Source organism: Acinetobacter entericus (assembly GCF_026168575.1).
In the GTDB taxonomy this organism is placed as follows: domain Bacteria; phylum Pseudomonadota; class Gammaproteobacteria; order Pseudomonadales; family Moraxellaceae; genus Acinetobacter; species Acinetobacter bouvetii.
In genome coordinates, this window is record NZ_JAPEQW010000038.1 from 1 (window position 1) to 19,727 (window position 19,727).

The window sequence follows — 19,727 nt, forward strand, 5'->3', positions numbered from 1 at the left end:
AGTATCACTTATAGGAGTTGTTCAAATTTCCGGATCCATCTCTATACAAAGACTTAGATTTGAAAGTGACTGCAATAATTTCTCAATCTATCCAAGATGAGATCAATCATTTAGAAGATTTATTAAAAATTATGGTAAACAAACATAAAGAATGCTCAATATTCAAACATCGCAAAGCCATTATACCTTTATCTGTTGCTGAACAAATATCGTTACTTAAGCAAGGCAAACCTATTTCATCTACGTCATTCTATTCATCGTAGAATCTTACTGATTTTCAAGCACAGTTTGAATCATTTAATGAGAGGAAAGAGAATATTGAAAGTAGAATTAAAACTTTAAAAAATGAACTAGAAACTTTTAATAATCCAGATGGCCCTTTTGAAAGAAGCAAGGCTTACCTAAATGAAAGGCCCGACCTGAAAGTAAAACTCAAGGAAAAATGCATAGTTCAAAAAAATCCTAGCATATCTTTATCATTTCCCCCGTTGACGAACTTTTGATGATCTCTAATGTTTTATTTTTTTCCTTGATTAGTCCAAAACTAATCTACAAGGAGTAAAAATGAACACATCAATCGCTACTATCCGAATGCTTAGACTTCATGAGCTTATCAAACTGATTGGTTTATCTCGGTCATCCATTTATGACCGGCTAAACCCGCGCTCGAAACGTTACGACCCTGATTTTCCAAAACCAATCAAGCTAAATAGAGCTTCACGTTGGTTACTCAGCGAAGTTGAGGAATGGATTAGAAACAAAATGTCCAGCCGAAATCGAGCTGCTTCGGTGAGCTAATTTTGTACAAGCAGTTTCTCGAAAACATGCACGATTCGCGCAACTTTTGAGTTTAGCTCTTCGGATTCGCTATAGGTTTGGATTACGGTATTTATATCATTTATATACTATTCAATTATTTAAATGTATTTAATACAGTTTGAATGATTGGATCAATGTTCATATAAATACAAGTACTGAAAACATCTATCACTTAGCCGAATGATATTCCCGCATGGACACTGCCTTAGCACAGTGTCCAAGGGAAAGCTTTACTTAATCGTTGTGTTTTTAAGTCAATTCCATTTAATTCAAGGCTTAGACATGACTAAACCCAAATTATCCAATACAACTGGACTGTTTACGATGTTTGATCATGAGCTTCTAGAGCAAGCGAAGTTTGATCATCAACACACAGTACTGAATCACGGTGAAAACCAGAGAGTTGTCATCCATCATCTAGACAATATCGTTATGCCGATATTGCAGAAAATTGAGTTTGTGCAAGCTGTTCTGAAGTGTAAAACCCCTATTGTTAAGATATTAACTGTAAAACAGCACGGTTTAACTGATCGATTTTTTGGTAAATTTGCAAAACCCATTGAACCTTTAATGCAAAGTTTCTTTGAACTGCTTCATGCATATACACCTCCAGAGATAGAGCCTGGTATGGCCTGTCTTGCGTTTGATCATGCTCGATCTCAACTTACTCAAGATGAATTCAATGAACTGGCAACTCAAGGCATTGGGTCATCACATCATCTTGAAGTTATTCAGCCGTTTGTTGATGACTTACTACACTTTGTAGAATTGATTAAGTCGTATATGAATGATCCCAAAGTCAAAAAAAAAGTCAGCGATCAAAATAATCATTGTAAAAAGATGAAAATGGTTTGCGTTGGATACATTCGACAATTACTGAAAGTCTACTCTAGGTTGTTGGTCGTGCGAATGGATTTATCCCTTATGCGAGATCAACAGACTTTACTGAAAAATGCTTATAGCCTGAAAGAAATTCATTCCAAGCATGATCTAGTCCACATCAAGGCATGTGTAAAAAAACTACTGAATAACAAACGGAATAATCCAGTCATGAAAATGGTGGTGGGTTATATCTTACGCTTCGAATATACCGTCCGCACGGGGTTTCATGTTCACTGTTATTTCCTGTTCAACGGAGATAAAAATTTAGAGGATATTACCCTCGCCCAAAGTATTGGGAAATTATGGAACAAAGTTACACAGGGCCAAGGTACAAGCTATATCTGCAACATGAAGAAGGATTCTTATCGTCAATGTGCAATTGGCATGGTTCATTATGCAGATACTACAAAGCTCGGATATCTTTATAAAACCTTTGATTACATCTGCAAAACCTCACAACTGTTTGACTTTACCAACATGAAAGGCGCACGAGGATTCCAACTCGGTGAAGCGCCCAAAAAAACATCAAATGCTGGTCGTCCACGTAAATACGCTCAACAACTCAATTTAAATTTTTAAATCATGTTTATGATATGGGAGACATTCATGCCAATCCATGCCCGTGATATTTTAACTGCCCAAGAACAATTTGATTCTCTGGAAATGCTGAATCATGTGACCAAAGCTGGAAATCGAGGATTTACAAATTATCCACCGCATATACAGCCAGTTGCACTTTCAATGTATAACACCATGGCAAAAAAAATACGTTCAGCAAAGAACCTAAAAATATTTACGCATCAACCCACTGGGATGCCAACTGGGTTTCCTGATTTATACCTCACCAAGTTGGGGCAATTAGTGATACCAGTTATACACGATTACACCTTTAATCCCTTTGTGAATGGACGCTTTAGGAATATGACGGTCAATCCTTTGATCAAACTCATGGCTGAAACCTTGACTGCACACCAACTTTCCAGTGGTCAGTTTATAAATCGTGAATACTATGAAAAAGCTGTAGATACCTGTTTTTCAGACTTTAAGGTTCGATGTGGTACGCGAAACAGCACCACCATATTTAACTCTTGGCGAGCCATGTATGTAAAATCTCAAGGGGATATCAATCGCTTTATCGATACAATAATCGACGAATCTCCAAGATTCGAAGTTCACTCTATTGTTGTTCAATTAAAAACAGCTTCAGGGAGAATGCCTCAATTCGGCGATGAACAATTCAAGGATCAAACAGAGAATGAAATGTTGGCTGATCTTGTAAAGCCAATCATAAAAGCGGTCTGGCTGAACAAAGATTCAAACGATGTGATTGGCATTCTGTCTAAAAATGAGATCGATATTGTTGGTGATATAAGTAAAAGACTGATTTTCTTTGTGAAAAAAGAATTTACAGATATAGATGATTGGGCAGATTCTCAATTATTTCAATCTCTCAGTCCATTTTTTGAAAATACGATTACTCACAGTATTTCTTATGGTGACGTGCCATCAATGAATGCTGGTATAGCTCCAATGTTCCAAGGGCAGCATTTAAACTTTTACGACATCAATCAGTCTGGCATTGCTCCAAGGTTAAATCGTTTAAAGGCACATCTTTACGGCACTGACTATTGGATGCGTGTAGATGGGGATAGAGCTACTGTGCGAATTGAACACCTATACGGTTGATATAAGCTAAATAAATCCAACGAGCAGACAGCTCGTTGGATTTATGCTCTCTAACTAACCAATTAATATTATTCAATATAATTTATTACTAAGTGGTTTTAATATCGAATTATTAGTTAAGCACTTGTCCAAGCATTTGACAAGGTCTCAGCCTGCTTCATCACCAACTCAATTGCTTCGGCTGATTTATCAGGTGGATACTTCCAGCGCTGCAAAGTAGGACGACTAATATCTTCAGCTGAGCATGTTAGCGGCATTTAAAAACTGACCCCCTTGGTTAATATAGCGGTCATTTTGGACTGCTCAACATGTTAACTTTGGAGCAAGCAGTGACAATCCAAATACTTCATCAACAAGGTAAATCTATTAAAGCCATTAGTCGTGAACTGGGGGTGTCCAGAAATACCGTACGTAAATATTTACGGCAAAACACCACACCTCAGTATCAGCGTATACAGCCTAGAATAAGTATCCTTGACCCATATAAACCCTATTTACTCCAACGTGTAAACGCAGCTCATCCTGAATGGATTCCTGCTGTTGTGCTCTACCAGGAAATTTTAGGGTTGGGATATCCAGGAAAGATCAGGATCTTGAGGGAATATCTTGCAACATTAAAACCAGTTGCTCAACCGGAACTGATCATTCGTTTTGAAACCCAACCTGGCCAACAAATGCAAGTGGATTTCACCACGATTCGACGTAACAGCACGACTTTAAAAGCTTTTGTCGCAACATTAGGGTATTCCAGAGCGACTTTCGTGAAATTTTATGATCATGAACGTACGGATGCATGGATCGATGGTCTAGAAAATGCATTTCAGTTTTTTGCAGGAGTACCTCAAGAAATCCTGTTTGATAACGCTAAAACGATCATGATTGAACGGGATGCCTATCAGGAAGGGCAGCATAAATGGAATCCCAAACTGCTCGACTGCGCCAAGAAATACAGCTTTCGTCCTCGCGTATGTAAGCCCTACCGTGCACAGACCAAAGGCAAAGTTGAACGCTTTAATGGATACCTCAAATCAAGCTTTATTGTGCCATTGAAAGCAAGCCTGAAGACTTCGGGTTTACTGTTAGATGTTGATGTCGCCAATGCCCACATTGGCCGGTGGCTGCATGAAACCGCCAATCAGCGGTTTCATGCAGCCACGCAAGAAAAACCGGCTGTTCGACTGCAACAGGAGCAGCAAAAATTTACGCCATTACCGCAATCAGATACGGGTTCTGGCACTGTACCTGTTGCAGCAGCACAGCATGTCATGCCCTACGAGAGTTTGCAGCATCCCTTATCGGTATATGACCAGTTGCTGGGAGTTTCCTGATGAATCTGCAATACGACCGTATAGAGCAACTTTGCCAAAAGCTCAATCTGCCTGCCATCGCATCACAATGGTCACATCATGCACAACAAACATTAGGTCAGGATGGAAGTTATGCCGACTTTGTTGAAGCGATCTTGACGCATGAATATGCTGCCAGGCAACAGCGCAGCCAGCAGGTACTGATGAAACTCTCAGGCCTGCCTCAAGTCAAAACCCTGGAAGACTATGATTTTAATTATGCCCTAGGGGCACCTAAATCACAGGTGGTCGAGTTGTTCAATCTGAGCTTTATTGCTAGAGCAGAAAATGTGGTGTTTCTCGGGGCTAGCGGAGTAGGAAAAACGCACTTATCTATGGCATTAGGCTATAAGGCCATCATGAACAACATTAAGATCAAGTTCATTACCGCCGCTGATCTCATGCTGCAACTGAGTACAGCCTATCAGCAAGGTAAACTGAAAACCTATATGCAACGTGCGGTACTGGGACCAAAGTTACTGATTATCGATGAAATTGGTTATTTACCGTTTGGACGTGAAGAAGCGAATCTGTTCTTTAACGTGATTGCCAAGCGTTATGAAAAAGGCAGTACGATATTGACGAGTAACTTACCCTTTAGCCAATGGTCTAAGTCGTTTGCGGATGATGTTACGTTGACCGCTGCGATGTTAGATCGGTTGCTGCATCACTGTCATGTGGTACAAATATCGGGTGAGAGTTATCGTTTGAAGGATAAAAAAAGAATTGTGATTCAGCCCCAGGTTGAAATTTAATACGAGATCAAAGGGGTCAATTTTACTTTGCCATTTGAAAGGTAAAAGGGGGCAATTTTAGAATGCCGTTGACAATATTGTTTTAGATGCACTTTTAATGGCAGTATGGCGACGCAGACCCAATGAATCTGTGATCATACACTCAGACCAAGGCTCACAATACAGCAGCGGAGACTGGCAGAAATTCTGTCAGAAGCATAACTTAGTTCCGAGTATGAGCCGCAGGGGCAACTGCTGGGATAATGCCGTTGCTGAATCCTTTTTTAGCAGCTTGAAGAAGGAAAGAATTAAAAAGAGAATCTATAAAACTCGAGAAATAGCCCGTGCAGATGTGTTTGATTATATCGAGATGTTTTACAATCGAATCAGGCGTCATTCACATCTCGATGGGATGAGTCCAGAAGCCTTTGAAGCAGCTTCAAAATGAGGCTGCTTAATGTCTAGGATACTGGGAGCAGTCCAGAGTTGCTCTAATTCGAGAAACTTCCAAAGTGGAATTTAATAGCTGTATTGACAAAAATCAATAATCGTTTTTAACAATAAAGAGTTTAAAAAATAACAATCAAAGTCAACTAGATTAATTCACCAAACAATATATTATAAAAATGCAATTTGAATAAAATAGGTCAAAAGTGAAAACCTCTGAAGAACTGATCAAAGAAGCAAAGCAAAAAATTGAAGAAATCAACATACATGATTTTTATAAGATTTGGATCAAGAATCAAGACTTAATTCTTATAGATGTTCGTGAGCCAGAAGAATGTCAAGAAGCATCAATAGATAGATCTGTCAATTTTCCAAGAGGTATACTTGAAATGAAAATTGCACAACATCCTTTAGTTAATCATCATTGCGATACAGAGATTGCCCTAAAGAAACTTTCTCAAAAAGATATCTACATTATTTGTCGAACTGGTGGTCGCTCAGCATTAGCAACTATAACTCTACAAAATATGGGATTTACAAAACTATTTTCTATTCAAGGTGGTATGCAACCTTGGATTGATGCAGGTTATCCAACGGTTTCTTATTCGAACTAATTTCACCCCACTAAGGAGACTTTAAATGTCTAACCTAGATGAAGTTGTAACATTCCCACAATTAAATAAACCAGCACCAAATTTCAATGCCAAAACCACCCATGGCATGAAAAGTTTAGAAGATTACAAAGGTAAATGGTTAGTTCTGTTTTCACATCCAGCTGATTTTACCCCTGTGTGTACTACTGAATTTATGGGTTTTGCAACACGTGCTGAACAATTCGCAGAATTGAACTGTGAGTTATTAGGCTTATCAATTGATAGTGTACATTCACATATTGCTTGGGCGCGTAGTATTGAAGAAAACTTTGGTATTAAAATTCCATTCCCAATTATTGCCGATCTTTCAATGGAAGTTGCCAAAGCTTATGGCATGATCCAACCAGGTGCTAGTGATACAGCAGCTGTTCGGGCGACTTTTATTATCGATCCTGAAGGCATCTTACGTGCAATGGTTTATTACCCAATGAGTAATGGACGTAGTATTGATGAGTTTCTTCGTGTACTTAAAGCATTACAAACTTCTGATGAATACAAAGTGGCTACACCAGAAAATTGGCAACCTGGCCAAGAAGTAATTGTACCCCCACCAGCAACAATGGAAGCTGCAGATACACGTAAATCTGAAGGATATAATTATGTAGATTGGTACTACAGTACTAAATCACTTTAAAACATAGAAAACATGAGGCTAATAGCCTCATGTTTTCTATCATCAAATGAATTTTTATTCTAAAAGGCTTCTTAACATCCATGCGGTTTTCTCATGAATATCTAATCGTTGTGTAAGCACATCTGCTGTCGGCTGATCATTCACCTCATCCACAACAGAAAATATACTTCTTGCAGTTCTAGCAACAGCTTCATGAGCATTAACCAGTAACTGAATCATCTCATTTGCTTTAGGAACACCCTCAACTTCTTTAATTGAAGCCAATACTACAAATTGTTTATAGGTACCAGGTGTAGGGAAACCTAAAGCACGAATACGTTCAGCAATTACATCTAGAGCATTCCACTGTTCAGTATATTGGTCCATAAACATGTTATGCAGACTGTTAAACTGTGGTCCGGTGACATTCCAATGAAAATTATGAGTCATCAAATAGAGTGTGTAACTGTCAGCGAGTAATCGAGATAAACCTTCGACAATTTTTGCACGATTATCTTGAGAGATACCAATATCATTTACTCCTCATTTATTTTTAGTCCAAATCTCTCATCAAACTTATTCAGATCCAGCAATTTTTTGCATCTAAAAAAACTGAACCTCTATAAAAAATAGGTCAGTAAGGAAAACCTCACTGACCTGTGTTTAAAACTTAATACGCCAATTTCAACAGCAATCTAAACAGTCCTGCGACCAAGGCCAAACTTAAAAAACCAGCCAGCCATAAGCCAATAAACCATTTCAATTCAGAAATTTTCATTCTGCCTCCTTAATGATAACCTTCATCACCCACACGCACTTTATCCCTGAAAACCCAATACGATAATCCGGTATAAATAAGAATGATCGGAATTAAAATCAATGCTCCAATGAGGGCGAACAATTGACTACTGGCAGGTGCTGCAGCCTCCCAAATGGTGACTGATGGTGGAATGACATAAGGCCATAAACTAATCAGAAAACCGCTATAAGCGAGAATTACCAAAGCCAAAGTATAAATGAATGGTAGGAACTCTTTGCGCTGCTTACAGGCTTTGATTGCCAGGAAAGTAAACAGCAGAACCAGTACGGGTACCGGGCTAAAATAAAAGAGTTGCGGTTGACTGAACCAGCGTTCTGCAATTTGAGGATGAGCCAAAGGCGTATAAATACTGACACAGGCAAAAATCATCAGTAATGAAATCAGCAGTTTTGGCATCAGTTCAAACATGCGATTCTGCAGCATTTTTTCGGTTTTAAAGATCAACCAACCACATCCTAGTGTTGCATACAGTACGACTACACTTAAACCGGTAAACAGGGAAAAAGGTGTTAACCAATCCAGACCGCCACCAGTATAGATGCCATTCGTGGTTTCAATCCCCTGAATATAGGCTCCCAAAATCAGTCCTTGGAAAAATGAGCTCAGAATGGAACCCCATATAAAAGCTTGATCCCACAGATGTTTAGTTTTATTGGCCTTAAACCTGAATTCGAATGCCACACCACGGAAAATTAAGGCAATTACCATAAGAATGATTGGCATATACAGAGCTGAAAGCACCGTAGAATACACCAAGGGAAACGCAGCAAATAATCCTGCACCACCAAGTACCATCCAGGTTTCATTACCATCCCAGACGGGCGCGACGGTATTCATCATAACATCACGTTCCTGGCGATCGGAAATAAAAGGAAATAGGATACCAATACCAAGGTCAAAGCCATCTAGCACGACATAGATCAGCACCCCTAATCCAATAATTAGAATCCAAATCAATGATAAATCGATCATTTTTGATTCTCCTGAGATTGTTTAGAACTTACTTGATCAAGATCATTCTCCTCATCAATCGTACTTAAAGGACGCTTTGATGCCTGTATGATCGCCTGCTCACTATGTGGTGCCGAATGTATAAAATCCGGGCCTTTACGCATCAGTTTCAGCATGTAGAAAATGCCAACACCGAACACAATAAAGTAGACCACCACAAAAATGATCAAGGTTAAACCTACCTGCTCTGCTGAAACGGGAGAAAGTGTATCTTTAGTACGCAATACACCATAAACAACCCAAGGTTGACGACCAACTTCAGTGGTAAACCAACCGGCAAGTAAAGCGATAAATCCTGATGGCCCCATATATAAGGCAAACTTATGCAACCATAGGGAATCATAAAACTTTCCTGTTTTTCTCAGCCATACCCCTAAAATTGCCATCAGAATCATGAGTACACCGAGCCCTACCATGATCCGGAAACTCCAGAATACAACCAGTGAGTTTGGACGGTCTTCAGGTGCAAACTCTTTTAAACCTTTGACTTCACCATCCAGAGTATGTGTCATGATCAGGCTCCCCAGATTCGGAATCCCGATCGCATATTTGGTTTCTTCAGCTTCCATATCAGGAATACCAAATAAATAGAGTGGCATACCACTATCTTTATTGGTTTCCCAGTGTCCTTCTATAGCCGCTAATTTGGCCGGTTGGTGTTCAAGCGTATTCAGGCCATGCATGTCACCTACAAACATTTGCAGAGGTGCCAAAGCAAGAATCATCCACATGGCCATGGAAAATGATTTTTTTACCAAGGCATCACGACGACCTTTTAATAAGTGGAAAGCAGCTGTTGCTGCAACTAACAAGGCTGAAACAAGGAAAGCGGCCATCGCCATATGTGCTAATCGATATGGGAAGGATGGATTAAATACAATCGCAAACCAATCTTGCGGGACGATAATACCATTTTCTATAGTAAAGCCCTGAGGGGTTTGCATCCAGCTGTTCGAGGACAGAATCCAGAACATGGATATACAGGTACCTACTGCAACCATTAGTGTTGCGAAAAAATGGGTTTTAGGCCCCACTCGGCCCCAACCAAATAGCATAATCCCCAGAAAACCGGCTTCAAGGAAAAACGCACTTAAAACCTCATAAGCGAGTAATGGTCCTGTGACACTGCCGGAAATCCGTGAAAACTCACTCCAGTTGGTACCAAACTGATAGCTCATCACCACGCCAGAGACCACGCCCATACCAAAGGACAGGGCAAAGACTTTGATCCAGAACTTAAATAAGTCCCGGTATACCGGATCATTGGTTTTAAGCCAACGCCATTCCAGAACGGCTAGAAAACTGGCTAAACCAATAGAAATGGCAGGAAAAATAATATGAAATGATACGGTAAATGCAAACTGGATACGCGCCAGTTCCAGCGCGGTTAGCCCTAAATTCATGCTGCCTCCTGCTGATCAATTGAATACAGGGAGGACATCAACAGTGCCGATTGATGCAGTGAAACTGACACACCTTGCCAGACATCGATCTTCTGGTATAGAGATGAAACCCGTATACCGGATACGCTATAGACTTTTTTGAGGGCGAACGAAACCATTATGCTGTTAGCGAACAGCGAAAACTGAATTTTCATGATTAAAACTCTTTAAGATGTTGTGTAGTGCAAACAAAACAACTGTTTGACGTGACCAATCGTGTCCTAAAAAGTCAGAGGTGGCGCTCTGCCCTGCGGCAGCAAATACAGCTTCTGCAAATTGAAATAGACATGCCGGAAGAACGACTGATAGAAATTTAGTCGAACCTGAATCCAGTCCAGAACTTGATCAATGCCCAGTTTAAATGGCAGCACTAAATCACCATAAACCGTACAATATTGGCATTGATGGTTATGTTTATTGTGATCGTCGGAATGTTGAGGAATCAAATCCTTGAGCAGCTCATGATGAATCGAGTGGACATGATGATGATCAGCAGGCGAAAGAAGATTATGAGTGATTGACATACAGACCGGAGCAATGTGAAATTTTTCCGGCAACAGAGGCTGTAAATATACTGCAATTTGCAAAAGTATGGCTGCAAGTGCAATAAAGATTCCACTTTGCTTCAGCAAGTTTTCTCTCGACTGGCATCGAATAAGAGGGATACGCTGAATAAAAAGATGAAATTTAAAGATAAATTCCTACTTATTTACTCAGCTTTTCATTCTATAAATATATAATATATATCAGGTTTTGAAAAGCAAAATAAATAAATAAAAAGTTAATTAAATTAAATACTTAAAATTTAAAAAACTTTCTCTTACGGTTGATGCAGGAGAAAGTTATGTATTGTACAAAGAGTGTTCAGAAGAATACTTTGCTTACTTGAAATAATTGAGAGGCAATTTTAAGTAAGATACGCCATTTTGTTCTGGCTGAGGAAAACGTCCTGCATTCATATTAATCTGAATGGATGGCAAAATCAGCTCAGGCATTCTTAAGGTTGCATCACATTTTTGACGCATTGCAACAAACTCCGCTTTTTCTGTACCAGTATGAATATGAATATTAGACTTTTTCTGAGTTTTGATATCGGTTTCACAGATGTAGTCATGACGTGATTCGGGTAAATAGTCATGACACAGGAAAACACGAGTGTCTTCAGGCAACTGATAGAGGGTCTGCACAGAATCAAATAAAGTCTCAGCACTGCCCTTCGGAAAATCACATCGTGCCGTTCCATAATCAGGCATAAACAAGGTATCACCTACAAAAACAGCATCTCCAATCACATAACTCAAGCATGCAGGAGTATGTCCAGGGGTAGGAATATTATAGGCTTGTAAATTGCCAATATGAAATTTTTCATGATCCTGGAATACATGATCAAATGTCTGGAAAGCATTGAACTGTTTGATATTAATGTTATAGATTGAGCTAAAGGTTTCCTGTACCAATGAAATCCGTTCGCTCATCGCTGTTTTACCACCGAGCTGCTGTTTTAAATACTGTGCTGCTGTTAAATGATCTGCATGTACATGCGTTTCCAAAATCCACTCAACCTGTAAGCCCTGCTCTCTGACATACGCGATGATTTGCTCGGCATGCGTGGTAGATGTCACTGCTGAAGCAGAGTCATAATCGAGAACACTGTCGATAATCGCACATTGTTTTGTACCTGGATCTGAAACTACATAACTGAATGTATTTGTTTTAGGATCAAAAAATCTTTTACATTTGGTTGAGTCGACATAGTCTTACTCCTTTTTAAAATTTAGAAGCTCACAGAGCATATTTAAAACTTAGTTTTTGATACAAGGCAGGCCATTTTTCCACCAAGATTTCATACCACCTTTTAACTGTGTGACTGAATATCCCATCTTGGCTAATTTGCGTGTCGCTGGAATGCTTCGGTGCGCCGATAAACAAATGGTCACCACGGGCTGATCCAGATTGAGCCCCAATGATTGTATTGTAGATTCATTCAACTGTGTAATAGGTAAATTAACAGCACCTTTTATATGACTGTGTTTAAACTCGTGAGCACTTCGGACATCAACAATCTGTACAATTTCCCGTTTCTGTAATAATTCCTGACAAGTGATTTCAGGCACCTTGCCCCAAGGTAGATACATCAGAATATTAAACATGATTTTCCTCTATTAGAACAGTTGTTATCCGCGACTTATATTTATAAGGATTTAAAATAAAAATAAGTAGTAAAATAAATATAAGCCAATCTTGGGTTAAACTTCAAATCTATCTTCATAGAAAATACAATGACTTTTTAATAACCAAACCTACAATGCAGTCCAACTTTAATAAGACCTCATTCGCTCCAGAATGATCTTACGCTTCCTATTCCATAAAGAAAAAATAAAATTATGTTTAGTAGCAGATTAAAATCGATTTTATCGTCTATTTTTCAATTATAAATTTTATATTTTGTTATACTATAACCTATGTAATGTCCATAAAAGTGTAGTGAAGTGCTCATGATGTTGGGAAGATTGCTGGGGTTATCAGCAATCTTGTTACAGATCGCTGTGTTCCTGCAGCCTTTATTGCCAGAAAAACACAGTGTTTTTTCGGTATGTAAAACTATTGCCGCAGCATTACATCTAGAAGTTACTAACGTTCATCCACACCACAGCTTCGCAACATCACATCCGCATAGCAATCAAGCCAGCGGAGCAGACCAAAATAATGCACATGTCTTCACACATGTGCAGGATCGACATGAACATCAAGAGCGGGATGATGCACATACCGGTCATGACTGCCAGTTTTGCCTGGTGCACAGCTATACCCTACCGCTACTCGATACCAAACTCAGACTAGTACTGATCAGAACTCAGACCTTACTGCAGTTCTTCAGTACATTTGTCCCATATACGCTGTCTCTACCTGATCCGTGGTTCCTGATTCCTCAGGGTCGTGCTCCTCCTTTAACACTCATCCACTAAATCAGCAGATGTGGTATCGCTGAGCAGTCTGCCGCAGTTTCCGATATGGCTGAAAATATTCATCTATCCAAAACATGTGAGCAGCTCACAATTAGCATCTTCAGTCACAGTGATCCTATCCGTAATAATGAATATGGCTTTTAATTTATCTGTATTCAAATTTATTTGAAATCCGGCTGTCACAATCTCAATGACCTTTGGATTTTTCAAAGTGTTATTACAGCTTTCTAGTATATCGATAAGGAGGAGACAATGATGAATCTACTTCAGCATGATCAGGCACATCTCCCAAAAAGTGATTTTAATAGCAACTGTTGTCTGGATTTAGCACAACAAATTGTAAGGATCCGGCAAGCTCTCAATATTTCACAGACAGAACTAGCATCAAAACTGTGTATTTCCGCCCGTACCTTAGAAAGTTGGGAACGTGGAGTTCGTCATCCCTCAAGCTCAGCCCAAGCTTTGTTGAAACTCTTTATCAAGTCACCTCAGTTTGTTTTGGAAAATCTTGCTTGAATAGTATTAGCTATGTTTTTGAATAGTTTTTGTCACTACAAGCTTAACTTATGAATCATCATGAACCGATACATACCTATAAAGAGCAGTAGTATCGGTTTGGTTTGGAGAAATCTTTATGGTAATTGTAATTACATCACAGAACCGACGTCATATTACTCCGCACGCTGGGAAATGCCGAAAATTCTGGAAATATGAGCTCAAAGATGGGAAAGTTATGGACAAACAGCTCATTGAGGTGGAGAAAGAAGCATCATTTTCTCAGTCGGGTGAGGTACTAGAAAAACTGTTACCTATGGACATGTTCGTAACCACAGGGATGGGTGACAGATTGCGAGAAAAACTCAAAAATATTGGCGTACATGTTATTGTGACGGATGAAATTGATCCTGATAATTTTATTAGCAGTTTACTCTAACTCGCCTATGAATAAAATCTAAAACCATAGTTAAAGTTTCCATTAAAAGTTAGTGGGAACTTTAGCTAATAAAATACATCTTACTAACTGCTATTTGATCAAAAAATTAAATTGCCTAGGTTTGAACAAATTGACACTATATTTCATATAAATGCCTGACGAATTACATCAGGCATTTTTTATTTGTAAGGACTGAACCGTACCGGGTTTGTCGGAGACTTTTTTATTTAAGTTAGGCCACCTGACCTAACGGGTTAATCTTATCATAGTACATTGCTTCAAACTCAAAAGGCGATACATAACCCAGTGCACTGTGTACACGCTTTTTATTGAACCAATCTACCCAGTTTAGTGTCGCAAGTTGTACATCTGCTAAACCTTGCCAATCTGCTTTTAGATATTCAATCACCTCTGTTTTGTATAAGCCATTCACCGTTTCAGCCAAAGCATTATCGTATGAATCACCAGTCGTACCGACTGATGCTCGTAAATTTGCTGCTTCTAAACGATTAGTATAGCGAATGGAAAGATATTGCACACCTCTGTCGGAATGATGAATCACATTCTTTGGCATGGCCGCGATCATGCAATGCTTGCTCCAATGCATCGAGCACCATATCTGTATTAATCCGTGTAGATACTTTCCATCCAACAATTGCTCGTGAAAACACATCAATAATAAAGGCAGTATAGACCCAGCCTGAATTTATTTGAATATACGTAAAGTCACTGACCTGAGATACCGTCTTGGTAGTCAATCAGGTTTTGAGATTATTCGACCACTAAATAATCTCTTTGATAGGCAGTCTGATGTTTTAAAACGCCAAACACCTTGTATATCTAGCTTTTGCATCAATCGAGCAACTGTACAACGTGCAATAACATAACCCTCACGTTTCAATTTTTGCCAAACTTTACGTACACCATATCGACCTGCACTTTCTTTCCAAATACGTTTGATTTGCTCTGCATGATGTAAATCATGCAGAGCACGTTTCGCTCGATGTTCTGGGTTATCAACGAGATCTAAAGCCCGATAATAGGTCGAAGCTGCAATCGGTAAAATTCTACAAATCGCTTCAACACCATATCGATCTTTATTGTTATGGATAAAATCCACCATTATTTGTGTGGGCGGTCGAGCTCCGCCTGGGCGAAAAAAGCGGCTGCTTTACGTAGAATCTCATTGGCGCGTTGCCGTTCTTTATTTTCGCGTTCGAGTTGTTTGATACGTTCTTGGTCTGAAAGCTGCTGTACTTTAACTGGATTTTGTTTANCTCATTGGCGCGTTGCCGTTCTTTATTTTCGCGTTCGAGTTGTTTGATACGTTCTTGGTCTGAAAGCTGCTGTACTTTAACTGGATTTTGTTTATCTAAATATTTTTGATACCAAACACGTAGTGTTTCAGGAGTACAACCGATTTTAGGAGCAATAGCTGTGATTGCAGCCCAATTCGATGGATAATCTTTTTCAGATTCAATCAATAGTTGAACCGCTCTTTCTCTGATTTCAGGGGTATATTTTAATTTTGTCATCGGGATAGTCTCTCAGAATATTGACTCTCCGACAAACCCGGTACGGTTCAGACTGGGCGTTTTTTGATTTATGAAAGAGGTCTATTAAAAAATAAATATTAAGCTGTTTCATATAATAGATTTCATGTTAAATAGGATAGATGGTCAAAAGGCCCATGGTATGAAATCAGCTAAAAAATGCTCAATTTTAGTATTTCTCCAAGTTATCAAGCTTACTGTATCTGAAAAAATCCACAATTTCTGCGGATAGCCTTTGGGCAGTTTTCAACCAATCTTGTACGTATTTGCTTACATGAATTCCGGTCCTTTGCTGCTATGTGGAATATTGGAATTTCCTTATGATGGGAACATAGAGAGCTGGATGCCCCAAATAACAATAAGAAAGTACAGTACAAGGACTGTGAGGTACGACAGGAGTTATACCGAGCTAACCAAATATGAAAAACCCTGACAGGATGCCGGGGTTTTTTTATTACCTATAATTTCTCAACTGTAAGATTTGAAATTTCTCAAAATTTAAGGTCTTAAAAGTTACGGCCTTCTCCTTTTTCTTCATAGGTGATGCCATCACGAATATGATAAAGACGTTGGAAAGTGGGAATAATTTTGTCATCATGAGTTACAACAATAATCGCAGTTTGAAATTTTTCTGCCATTTCATGTAATAACCGAATTACAGTCATTGCTCGGACGCTGTCTAATGGTGCTGTGGGTTCATCCGCTAAAATTACAGGTGGCTGGTTAATCAAACCACGGGCAATCGCCACACGCTGTTGTTCACCACCAGACAATTGTCCAGGCATAGCATGTACCCGATGCTGCACATCGAGCGCCGTTAAAATTTCCAATGCGCGGGCGCGGGCAGTGTCATTGGCTACACCTGCCAACATTGGCAGCAGCGCCACATTATCCAAAACATTTAAAAAAGGAATTAAGTACGGAGTTTGGAACATAAAACCAATTTTGTCGCGGCGTAAGGCGCTTAAGTCTTTGACCAACCAGCGTTGATCGAAAATTACCTCATCGCCCAAAGTCATGCGTCCTTCGGTAGGATCAATCACTGCACCTAAACATTTGAGCAAGGTACTTTTGCCCGAACCTGAGGGGCCAATCAGCCCAACTACTTCACCGGGCGCAACCTGCATATTGACATCTTTTAAGGCATAAAAGGCATTGTCACCTTGTCCAAAACGCTTTTTTAAACCTTCAATTAAAATGCCGTGTGTCATGTTATCCCCCAATTGCTTCGGCAGGGTCAACACGCAGTGCCATCCGAATTGCAACCAAACTGGCTAACATGCAAATCAGCATCACCGCAAAAAATCCGAAAATCGAATCTTGTGGAACCAATAAGACATATTTGGGGAAATATGGTGCTGCAAAAGTTGAACTGATTTTACCGACAGCAAATCCAATTAATCCCAGCGCGAGTGCTTGTTGCAAGATCATCCAAGCGATTGTGCGATTGCGTGTGCCGATTAATTTTAAGACCGCAATTTCACGAATTTTGTCCATAGTCAGGGTATAAATAATAAATGCCACAATCGCGGCGCTGACCAAGGCCAAAATCACTAAAAACATGGCAATTTGTTTGGCAGATGTGGCAATCATTTTGCTGATTAAAATGTATTCCATCTGCAGGCGGGTATAGACTGTCAGTTGTTGCCAACGCTGAATATGGGCAGCTGTTTCTTCAGCCGAAGCGCCTGCATTTAAACGGACTAAAATGGCGTTTACATAACGGTTGCTGCTTTGTGCATTGAGTACGCTTTCAAGCAAGTCAGGATAAGCAGGGCGATTATAAATCGGGTTTTCTGCAGTTCGTCTACGGTCTTGTAAAATGGCAGCATTGTCCTTTTGGAATTGCGCTTGTTGTGCATCTTTCAGCGGAATAAAAATCATCGGATCACCACCCGAAGACACCATACGTCGGGTTAAACCCACCACGGTAAAGGTGTTACGACGGATTTTAATACGATCACCCAACTTTAATCCCGTACTAATGTCGGCTACAGCTTCATAGTGTCCACGAGTCAATTGACGTCCTGCCAACAAGTGTGGTGGCCAACCCAAGTTATTCCACGCATGTTCACCTGTTTGAATCCCGACCACCATCGAGCGAATATCTTTGTCTTGATGATGCACTTGCATGGTCAAATAAGTAATATTTGAAGCATGCGCCACCCCAGGCATATTCATCACACTACGATATAAATCATCACGTACACTTGAAGGTTCTGCATAAGGACCAAGCGTATCTTGCTGTACAACCCATAGGTCAGCACCACTGTTATTCAGCAGGGCTTTGGCATCATCTACCATGCCGCGATACACACCAGCCATAATTAAGGTCACACCAATCAGCAAGCCGAGTCCAAAGCCAGTAAATACAAATTTACCCCATGAATGGAAAATATCACGACCTGCTAGACTAATCATTTAGCTGCTCCTGCAAGTTGCTTCACAACCCGTAAACGGTTTTTGGCATGCAGTGGTTTTTCGCTATACAGTACCACTTGATCATTTTCAGATAAGCCTGCGAGCACTTGCACATCGCCCGCTAAATTTGAACGTCCCAATTGAACTTCAACAAATTGTGGTTTTTCTGCTGCAACTTTCCACACCCCCACTTGGTTATCGATACGGTGAACTGCCGCATTGGGAATGGTTAAACTGCGTGCCAATGGTGCGAGGCTGATGGTGACTTCTGCTAACTCACCCAAAGGCGGAAGAGGCGTTGGTGGTTGATTAAAAACCACCTTGGCTAAAATTTCTTCGGTAATGGCATCGGCACGGGGTTCTACCCATAACACATGACCTGCCAAAGCATTATTTTGCCGTGAACGTAAATGAATTTGAGCAGGTAAACCTGCAGCTAAACCAATCGCACTGGATTGATCGAAACGGGCATTCATCCAAATGGAGTTAGGATCGACAATTTCTAGTACTGTTTGACCTGCCACGACTGTTGAACCCGGTTCTGCATAACGTGCAGTGACGACACCTGCGGCTGTGGCCACTAAATTTAAATTATCGCGCTGTGCTTGTAAGGTGTTTAAGTCTGCGCGTGCTTTATTGAGTTCTTGTTGCATCGCGCTGAGTGCCGCCGTTGCCAAATCGAGCTCTTGTTGTTTAATGGCTAAAGATTCTTGGCTGGTGGCATTGATTTTGGCCAGTTGTTGATAACGCTTGACTTGTTGCTGCGCAAAATTTTGACGGATTTGAGTGTCTTGTTGCTGAGCGGTAATTTTTTGGATTATCGCACGTTGAGCCAATAAACGATCTTCCAAATCGACAGGATCCATTTCGCCTAACAGTTGTCCTGCTTGTACGTTATCGCCAATATCTACTTTTAAGTTTTTTAAGCGACCTGCTGCAGTTGGGCCAATTTTATAGTTATAACGCGCTTCAACGGTAGCTATGCCAAACAGGCTAGGTTGAATGGATTGATATTTGGCTTGCGTGAGGGTGACGTTGACAGGGGCAAATGGGCCTGTGCGTAAGACTACGTAAATTAACAATAAAACCAAAGCTACAATGACCACAATCACGGAAATCGTTCGCTTGCCTAAGGGAAATACCTGCATGTGTACTCCGCATAATTTTTTATCAATTAAGGAAAGTATAATCTATTATTAAGTGTCGTGGATAAAAATATGTTAGAATAAACTATTATCAATAGCCTGAATACCAATGCATTTTAGTAGGTACTGTTGCAATTAGCCATTGATGATAAGCTAATGCTAATATAGTTTTTTAGGGCTTTGTTGCACAAAGATTTGAAATGCAAAGCGCCCCTAATTGAGCCAAATTTAAGGCGTAACTTGGGTAAGTGGTCG

The 19,727-nt window shown here is 39.9% G+C and carries 19 protein-coding genes, 4 pseudogenes and 1 other annotated feature; of the genes and pseudogenes, 11 read left to right on the plus strand and 12 right to left on the minus strand.

The window, feature by feature from the left end:
• Positions 1–564 precede the first annotated feature (564 nt).
• From OKC24_RS17515 to OKC24_RS17525, 3 genes are all read left to right on the plus strand, one after another.
• Complete coding sequence (locus OKC24_RS17515) at positions 565–798, plus strand: helix-turn-helix transcriptional regulator (protein WP_180052162.1); 234 nt, start codon at positions 565–567, stop codon at positions 796–798.
• A 303-nt stretch (positions 799–1,101) separates the two neighbouring features.
• On the plus strand, positions 1,102–2,280 hold the full coding sequence (locus OKC24_RS17520; protein WP_265466063.1) for a YagK/YfjJ domain-containing protein: 1,179 nt from the start codon (positions 1,102–1,104) through the stop codon (positions 2,278–2,280).
• A 27-nt stretch (positions 2,281–2,307) separates the two neighbouring features.
• Positions 2,308–3,387, plus strand: coding sequence for a hypothetical protein (locus OKC24_RS17525; protein ID WP_049590874.1), 1,080 nt, complete (start codon positions 2,308–2,310; stop codon positions 3,385–3,387).
• Positions 3,388–3,503: 116 nt separating this feature from the next.
• Here OKC24_RS17525 and OKC24_RS17530 read toward each other — a convergent pair.
• Positions 3,504–3,631, minus strand: a pseudogene (locus OKC24_RS17530) (type I restriction enzyme endonuclease domain-containing protein); the annotation flags it as partial.
• Positions 3,632–3,695: 64 nt separating this feature from the next.
• Between OKC24_RS17530 and istA the strand changes: the two are divergent.
• From istA to OKC24_RS17555, 5 genes and pseudogenes are all read left to right on the plus strand, one after another.
• A complete protein-coding gene (gene istA, locus OKC24_RS17535) occupies positions 3,696–4,715 on the plus strand; it encodes an IS21 family transposase (RefSeq protein WP_265466064.1) in 1,020 nt (339 codons plus the stop codon).
• Positions 4,715–5,488, plus strand: a complete 774-nt coding sequence (istB, locus tag OKC24_RS17540; protein WP_265466065.1) for an IS21-like element ISAba8 family helper ATPase IstB — start codon at positions 4,715–4,717, stop codon at positions 5,486–5,488. Before istA ends, istB begins: the two co-directional genes overlap by 1 nt.
• Before the next feature lie 76 nt (positions 5,489–5,564).
• Positions 5,565–5,915, plus strand: a pseudogene (locus tag OKC24_RS17545) (IS3 family transposase); the annotation flags it as partial.
• 205 nt (positions 5,916–6,120) lie between these two features.
• Positions 6,121–6,528, plus strand: a complete 408-nt coding sequence (locus tag OKC24_RS17550; protein ID WP_265466066.1) for a rhodanese-like domain-containing protein — start codon at positions 6,121–6,123, stop codon at positions 6,526–6,528.
• A 25-nt stretch (positions 6,529–6,553) separates the two neighbouring features.
• A complete protein-coding gene (locus OKC24_RS17555) occupies positions 6,554–7,201 on the plus strand; it encodes a peroxiredoxin (protein ID WP_119062932.1) in 648 nt (215 codons plus the stop codon).
• A gap of 54 nt (positions 7,202–7,255) precedes the next feature.
• On the opposite strand, the gene OKC24_RS17560 is transcribed toward OKC24_RS17555, so the two are convergent.
• From OKC24_RS17560 to OKC24_RS17590, 7 genes and pseudogenes are all read right to left on the minus strand, one after another.
• Positions 7,256–7,711: a Dps family protein gene (locus OKC24_RS17560; protein WP_265466070.1), complete on the minus strand. Its 456-nt coding sequence runs from the start codon at positions 7,709–7,711 to the stop codon at positions 7,256–7,258.
• 139 nt (positions 7,712–7,850) lie between these two features.
• Positions 7,851–7,958 (minus strand): DUF2474 family protein, encoded by a 108-nt coding sequence (locus tag OKC24_RS17565; protein ID WP_004973777.1) that lies wholly within the window; start codon positions 7,956–7,958, stop codon positions 7,851–7,853.
• Between the two features lie 9 nt (positions 7,959–7,967).
• Positions 7,968–8,972 carry a cytochrome d ubiquinol oxidase subunit II gene (cydB, locus tag OKC24_RS17570; protein WP_110975861.1) on the minus strand — a complete coding sequence of 335 codons (1,005 nt, stop codon included), beginning with the start codon at positions 8,970–8,972 and terminating at the stop codon, positions 7,968–7,970.
• A complete protein-coding gene (locus OKC24_RS17575; protein WP_110975862.1) occupies positions 8,969–10,414 on the minus strand; it encodes a cytochrome ubiquinol oxidase subunit I in 1,446 nt (481 codons plus the stop codon). The genes cydB and OKC24_RS17575 overlap by 4 nt, the downstream gene beginning before the upstream one ends.
• A 260-nt stretch (positions 10,415–10,674) precedes the next feature.
• On the minus strand, positions 10,675–11,085 hold the full coding sequence (locus tag OKC24_RS17580) for a DUF2946 domain-containing protein (RefSeq protein ID WP_265466067.1): 411 nt from the start codon (positions 11,083–11,085) through the stop codon (positions 10,675–10,677).
• Positions 11,086–11,334: 249 nt separating this feature from the next.
• Positions 11,335–12,186 (minus strand): annotated as a pseudogene (locus OKC24_RS17585) (MBL fold metallo-hydrolase); the annotation flags it as partial.
• A 69-nt stretch (positions 12,187–12,255) separates the two neighbouring features.
• Complete coding sequence (locus OKC24_RS17590; protein WP_068911068.1) at positions 12,256–12,603, minus strand: rhodanese-like domain-containing protein; 348 nt, start codon at positions 12,601–12,603, stop codon at positions 12,256–12,258.
• A 345-nt stretch (positions 12,604–12,948) separates the two neighbouring features.
• Between OKC24_RS17590 and OKC24_RS17595 the strand changes: the two genes are divergently transcribed.
• From OKC24_RS17595 to OKC24_RS17605, 3 genes are all read left to right on the plus strand, one after another.
• The gene (locus OKC24_RS17595; protein ID WP_265466068.1) at positions 12,949–13,419 is read left to right on the plus strand and encodes a DUF2946 domain-containing protein; all 471 of its coding nucleotides are present in this window, start codon (positions 12,949–12,951) and stop codon (positions 13,417–13,419) included.
• Positions 13,420–13,674: 255 nt separating this feature from the next.
• A complete protein-coding gene (locus OKC24_RS17600) occupies positions 13,675–13,935 on the plus strand; it encodes a helix-turn-helix domain-containing protein (RefSeq protein WP_120366197.1) in 261 nt (86 codons plus the stop codon).
• 118 nt (positions 13,936–14,053) lie between these two features.
• On the plus strand, positions 14,054–14,353 hold the full coding sequence (locus tag OKC24_RS17605; protein ID WP_265466069.1) for a NifB/NifX family molybdenum-iron cluster-binding protein: 300 nt from the start codon (positions 14,054–14,056) through the stop codon (positions 14,351–14,353).
• 232 nt (positions 14,354–14,585) lie between these two features.
• Here OKC24_RS17605 and OKC24_RS17610 read toward each other — a convergent pair.
• The 4 genes and pseudogenes from OKC24_RS17610 to OKC24_RS17625 form a co-directional block, all read right to left on the minus strand.
• A pseudogene (locus OKC24_RS17610) lies at positions 14,586–15,888 on the minus strand (IS3 family transposase).
• Positions 15,402–15,518, minus strand: a sequence feature (AL1L pseudoknot). (Overlaps the previous pseudogene by 117 nt.)
• Positions 15,889–16,412: 524 nt before the next feature.
• Entirely contained in the window at positions 16,413–17,117 is a 705-nt protein-coding gene (locus tag OKC24_RS17615) for an ABC transporter ATP-binding protein (RefSeq protein WP_019383616.1), read from the minus strand.
• A 1-nt stretch (position 17,118) separates the two neighbouring features.
• Positions 17,119–18,327 carry an ABC transporter permease gene (locus tag OKC24_RS17620; protein ID WP_019383617.1) on the minus strand — a complete coding sequence of 403 codons (1,209 nt, stop codon included), beginning with the start codon at positions 18,325–18,327 and terminating at the stop codon, positions 17,119–17,121.
• Positions 18,324–19,475, minus strand: coding sequence for an efflux RND transporter periplasmic adaptor subunit (locus OKC24_RS17625; protein WP_019383618.1), 1,152 nt, complete (start codon positions 19,473–19,475; stop codon positions 18,324–18,326). The genes OKC24_RS17620 and OKC24_RS17625 overlap by 4 nt, the downstream gene beginning before the upstream one ends.
• Positions 19,476–19,727: the final 252 nt, after the last annotated feature.

Bases quoted from the DNA above. Each gene is read 5' to 3' on its own strand.
- OKC24_RS17595 (WP_265466068.1), top strand. From the start codon at position 12,949: ATGATGTTGGGAAGATTGCTGGGGTTATCAGCAATCTTGTTACAGATC.
- OKC24_RS17555 (WP_119062932.1), top strand. From the start codon at position 6,554: ATGTCTAACCTAGATGAAGTTGTAACATTCCCACAATTAAATAAACCA.
- cydB (WP_110975861.1), bottom strand. From the start codon at position 8,972: ATGATCGATTTATCATTGATTTGGATTCTAATTATTGGATTAGGGGTG.
- OKC24_RS17615 (WP_019383616.1), bottom strand. From the start codon at position 17,117: ATGACACACGGCATTTTAATTGAAGGTTTAAAAAAGCGTTTTGGACAA.
- OKC24_RS17605 (WP_265466069.1), top strand. From the start codon at position 14,054: ATGGTAATTGTAATTACATCACAGAACCGACGTCATATTACTCCGCAC.
- OKC24_RS17575 (WP_110975862.1), bottom strand. From the start codon at position 10,414: ATGAATTTAGGGCTAACCGCGCTGGAACTGGCGCGTATCCAGTTTGCA.
- OKC24_RS17590 (WP_068911068.1), bottom strand. From the start codon at position 12,603: ATGTTTAATATTCTGATGTATCTACCTTGGGGCAAGGTGCCTGAAATC.
- istB (WP_265466065.1), top strand. From the start codon at position 4,715: ATGAATCTGCAATACGACCGTATAGAGCAACTTTGCCAAAAGCTCAAT.
- OKC24_RS17515 (WP_180052162.1), top strand. From the start codon at position 565: ATGAACACATCAATCGCTACTATCCGAATGCTTAGACTTCATGAGCTT.
- OKC24_RS17520 (WP_265466063.1), top strand. From the start codon at position 1,102: ATGACTAAACCCAAATTATCCAATACAACTGGACTGTTTACGATGTTT.
- OKC24_RS17625 (WP_019383618.1), bottom strand. From the start codon at position 19,475: ATGCAGGTATTTCCCTTAGGCAAGCGAACGATTTCCGTGATTGTGGTC.
- OKC24_RS17565 (WP_004973777.1), bottom strand. From the start codon at position 7,958: ATGAAAATTTCTGAATTGAAATGGTTTATTGGCTTATGGCTGGCTGGT.
- OKC24_RS17600 (WP_120366197.1), top strand. From the start codon at position 13,675: ATGAATCTACTTCAGCATGATCAGGCACATCTCCCAAAAAGTGATTTT.
- OKC24_RS17525 (WP_049590874.1), top strand. From the start codon at position 2,308: ATGCCAATCCATGCCCGTGATATTTTAACTGCCCAAGAACAATTTGAT.
- istA (WP_265466064.1), top strand. From the start codon at position 3,696: ATGTTAACTTTGGAGCAAGCAGTGACAATCCAAATACTTCATCAACAA.
- OKC24_RS17620 (WP_019383617.1), bottom strand. From the start codon at position 18,327: ATGATTAGTCTAGCAGGTCGTGATATTTTCCATTCATGGGGTAAATTT.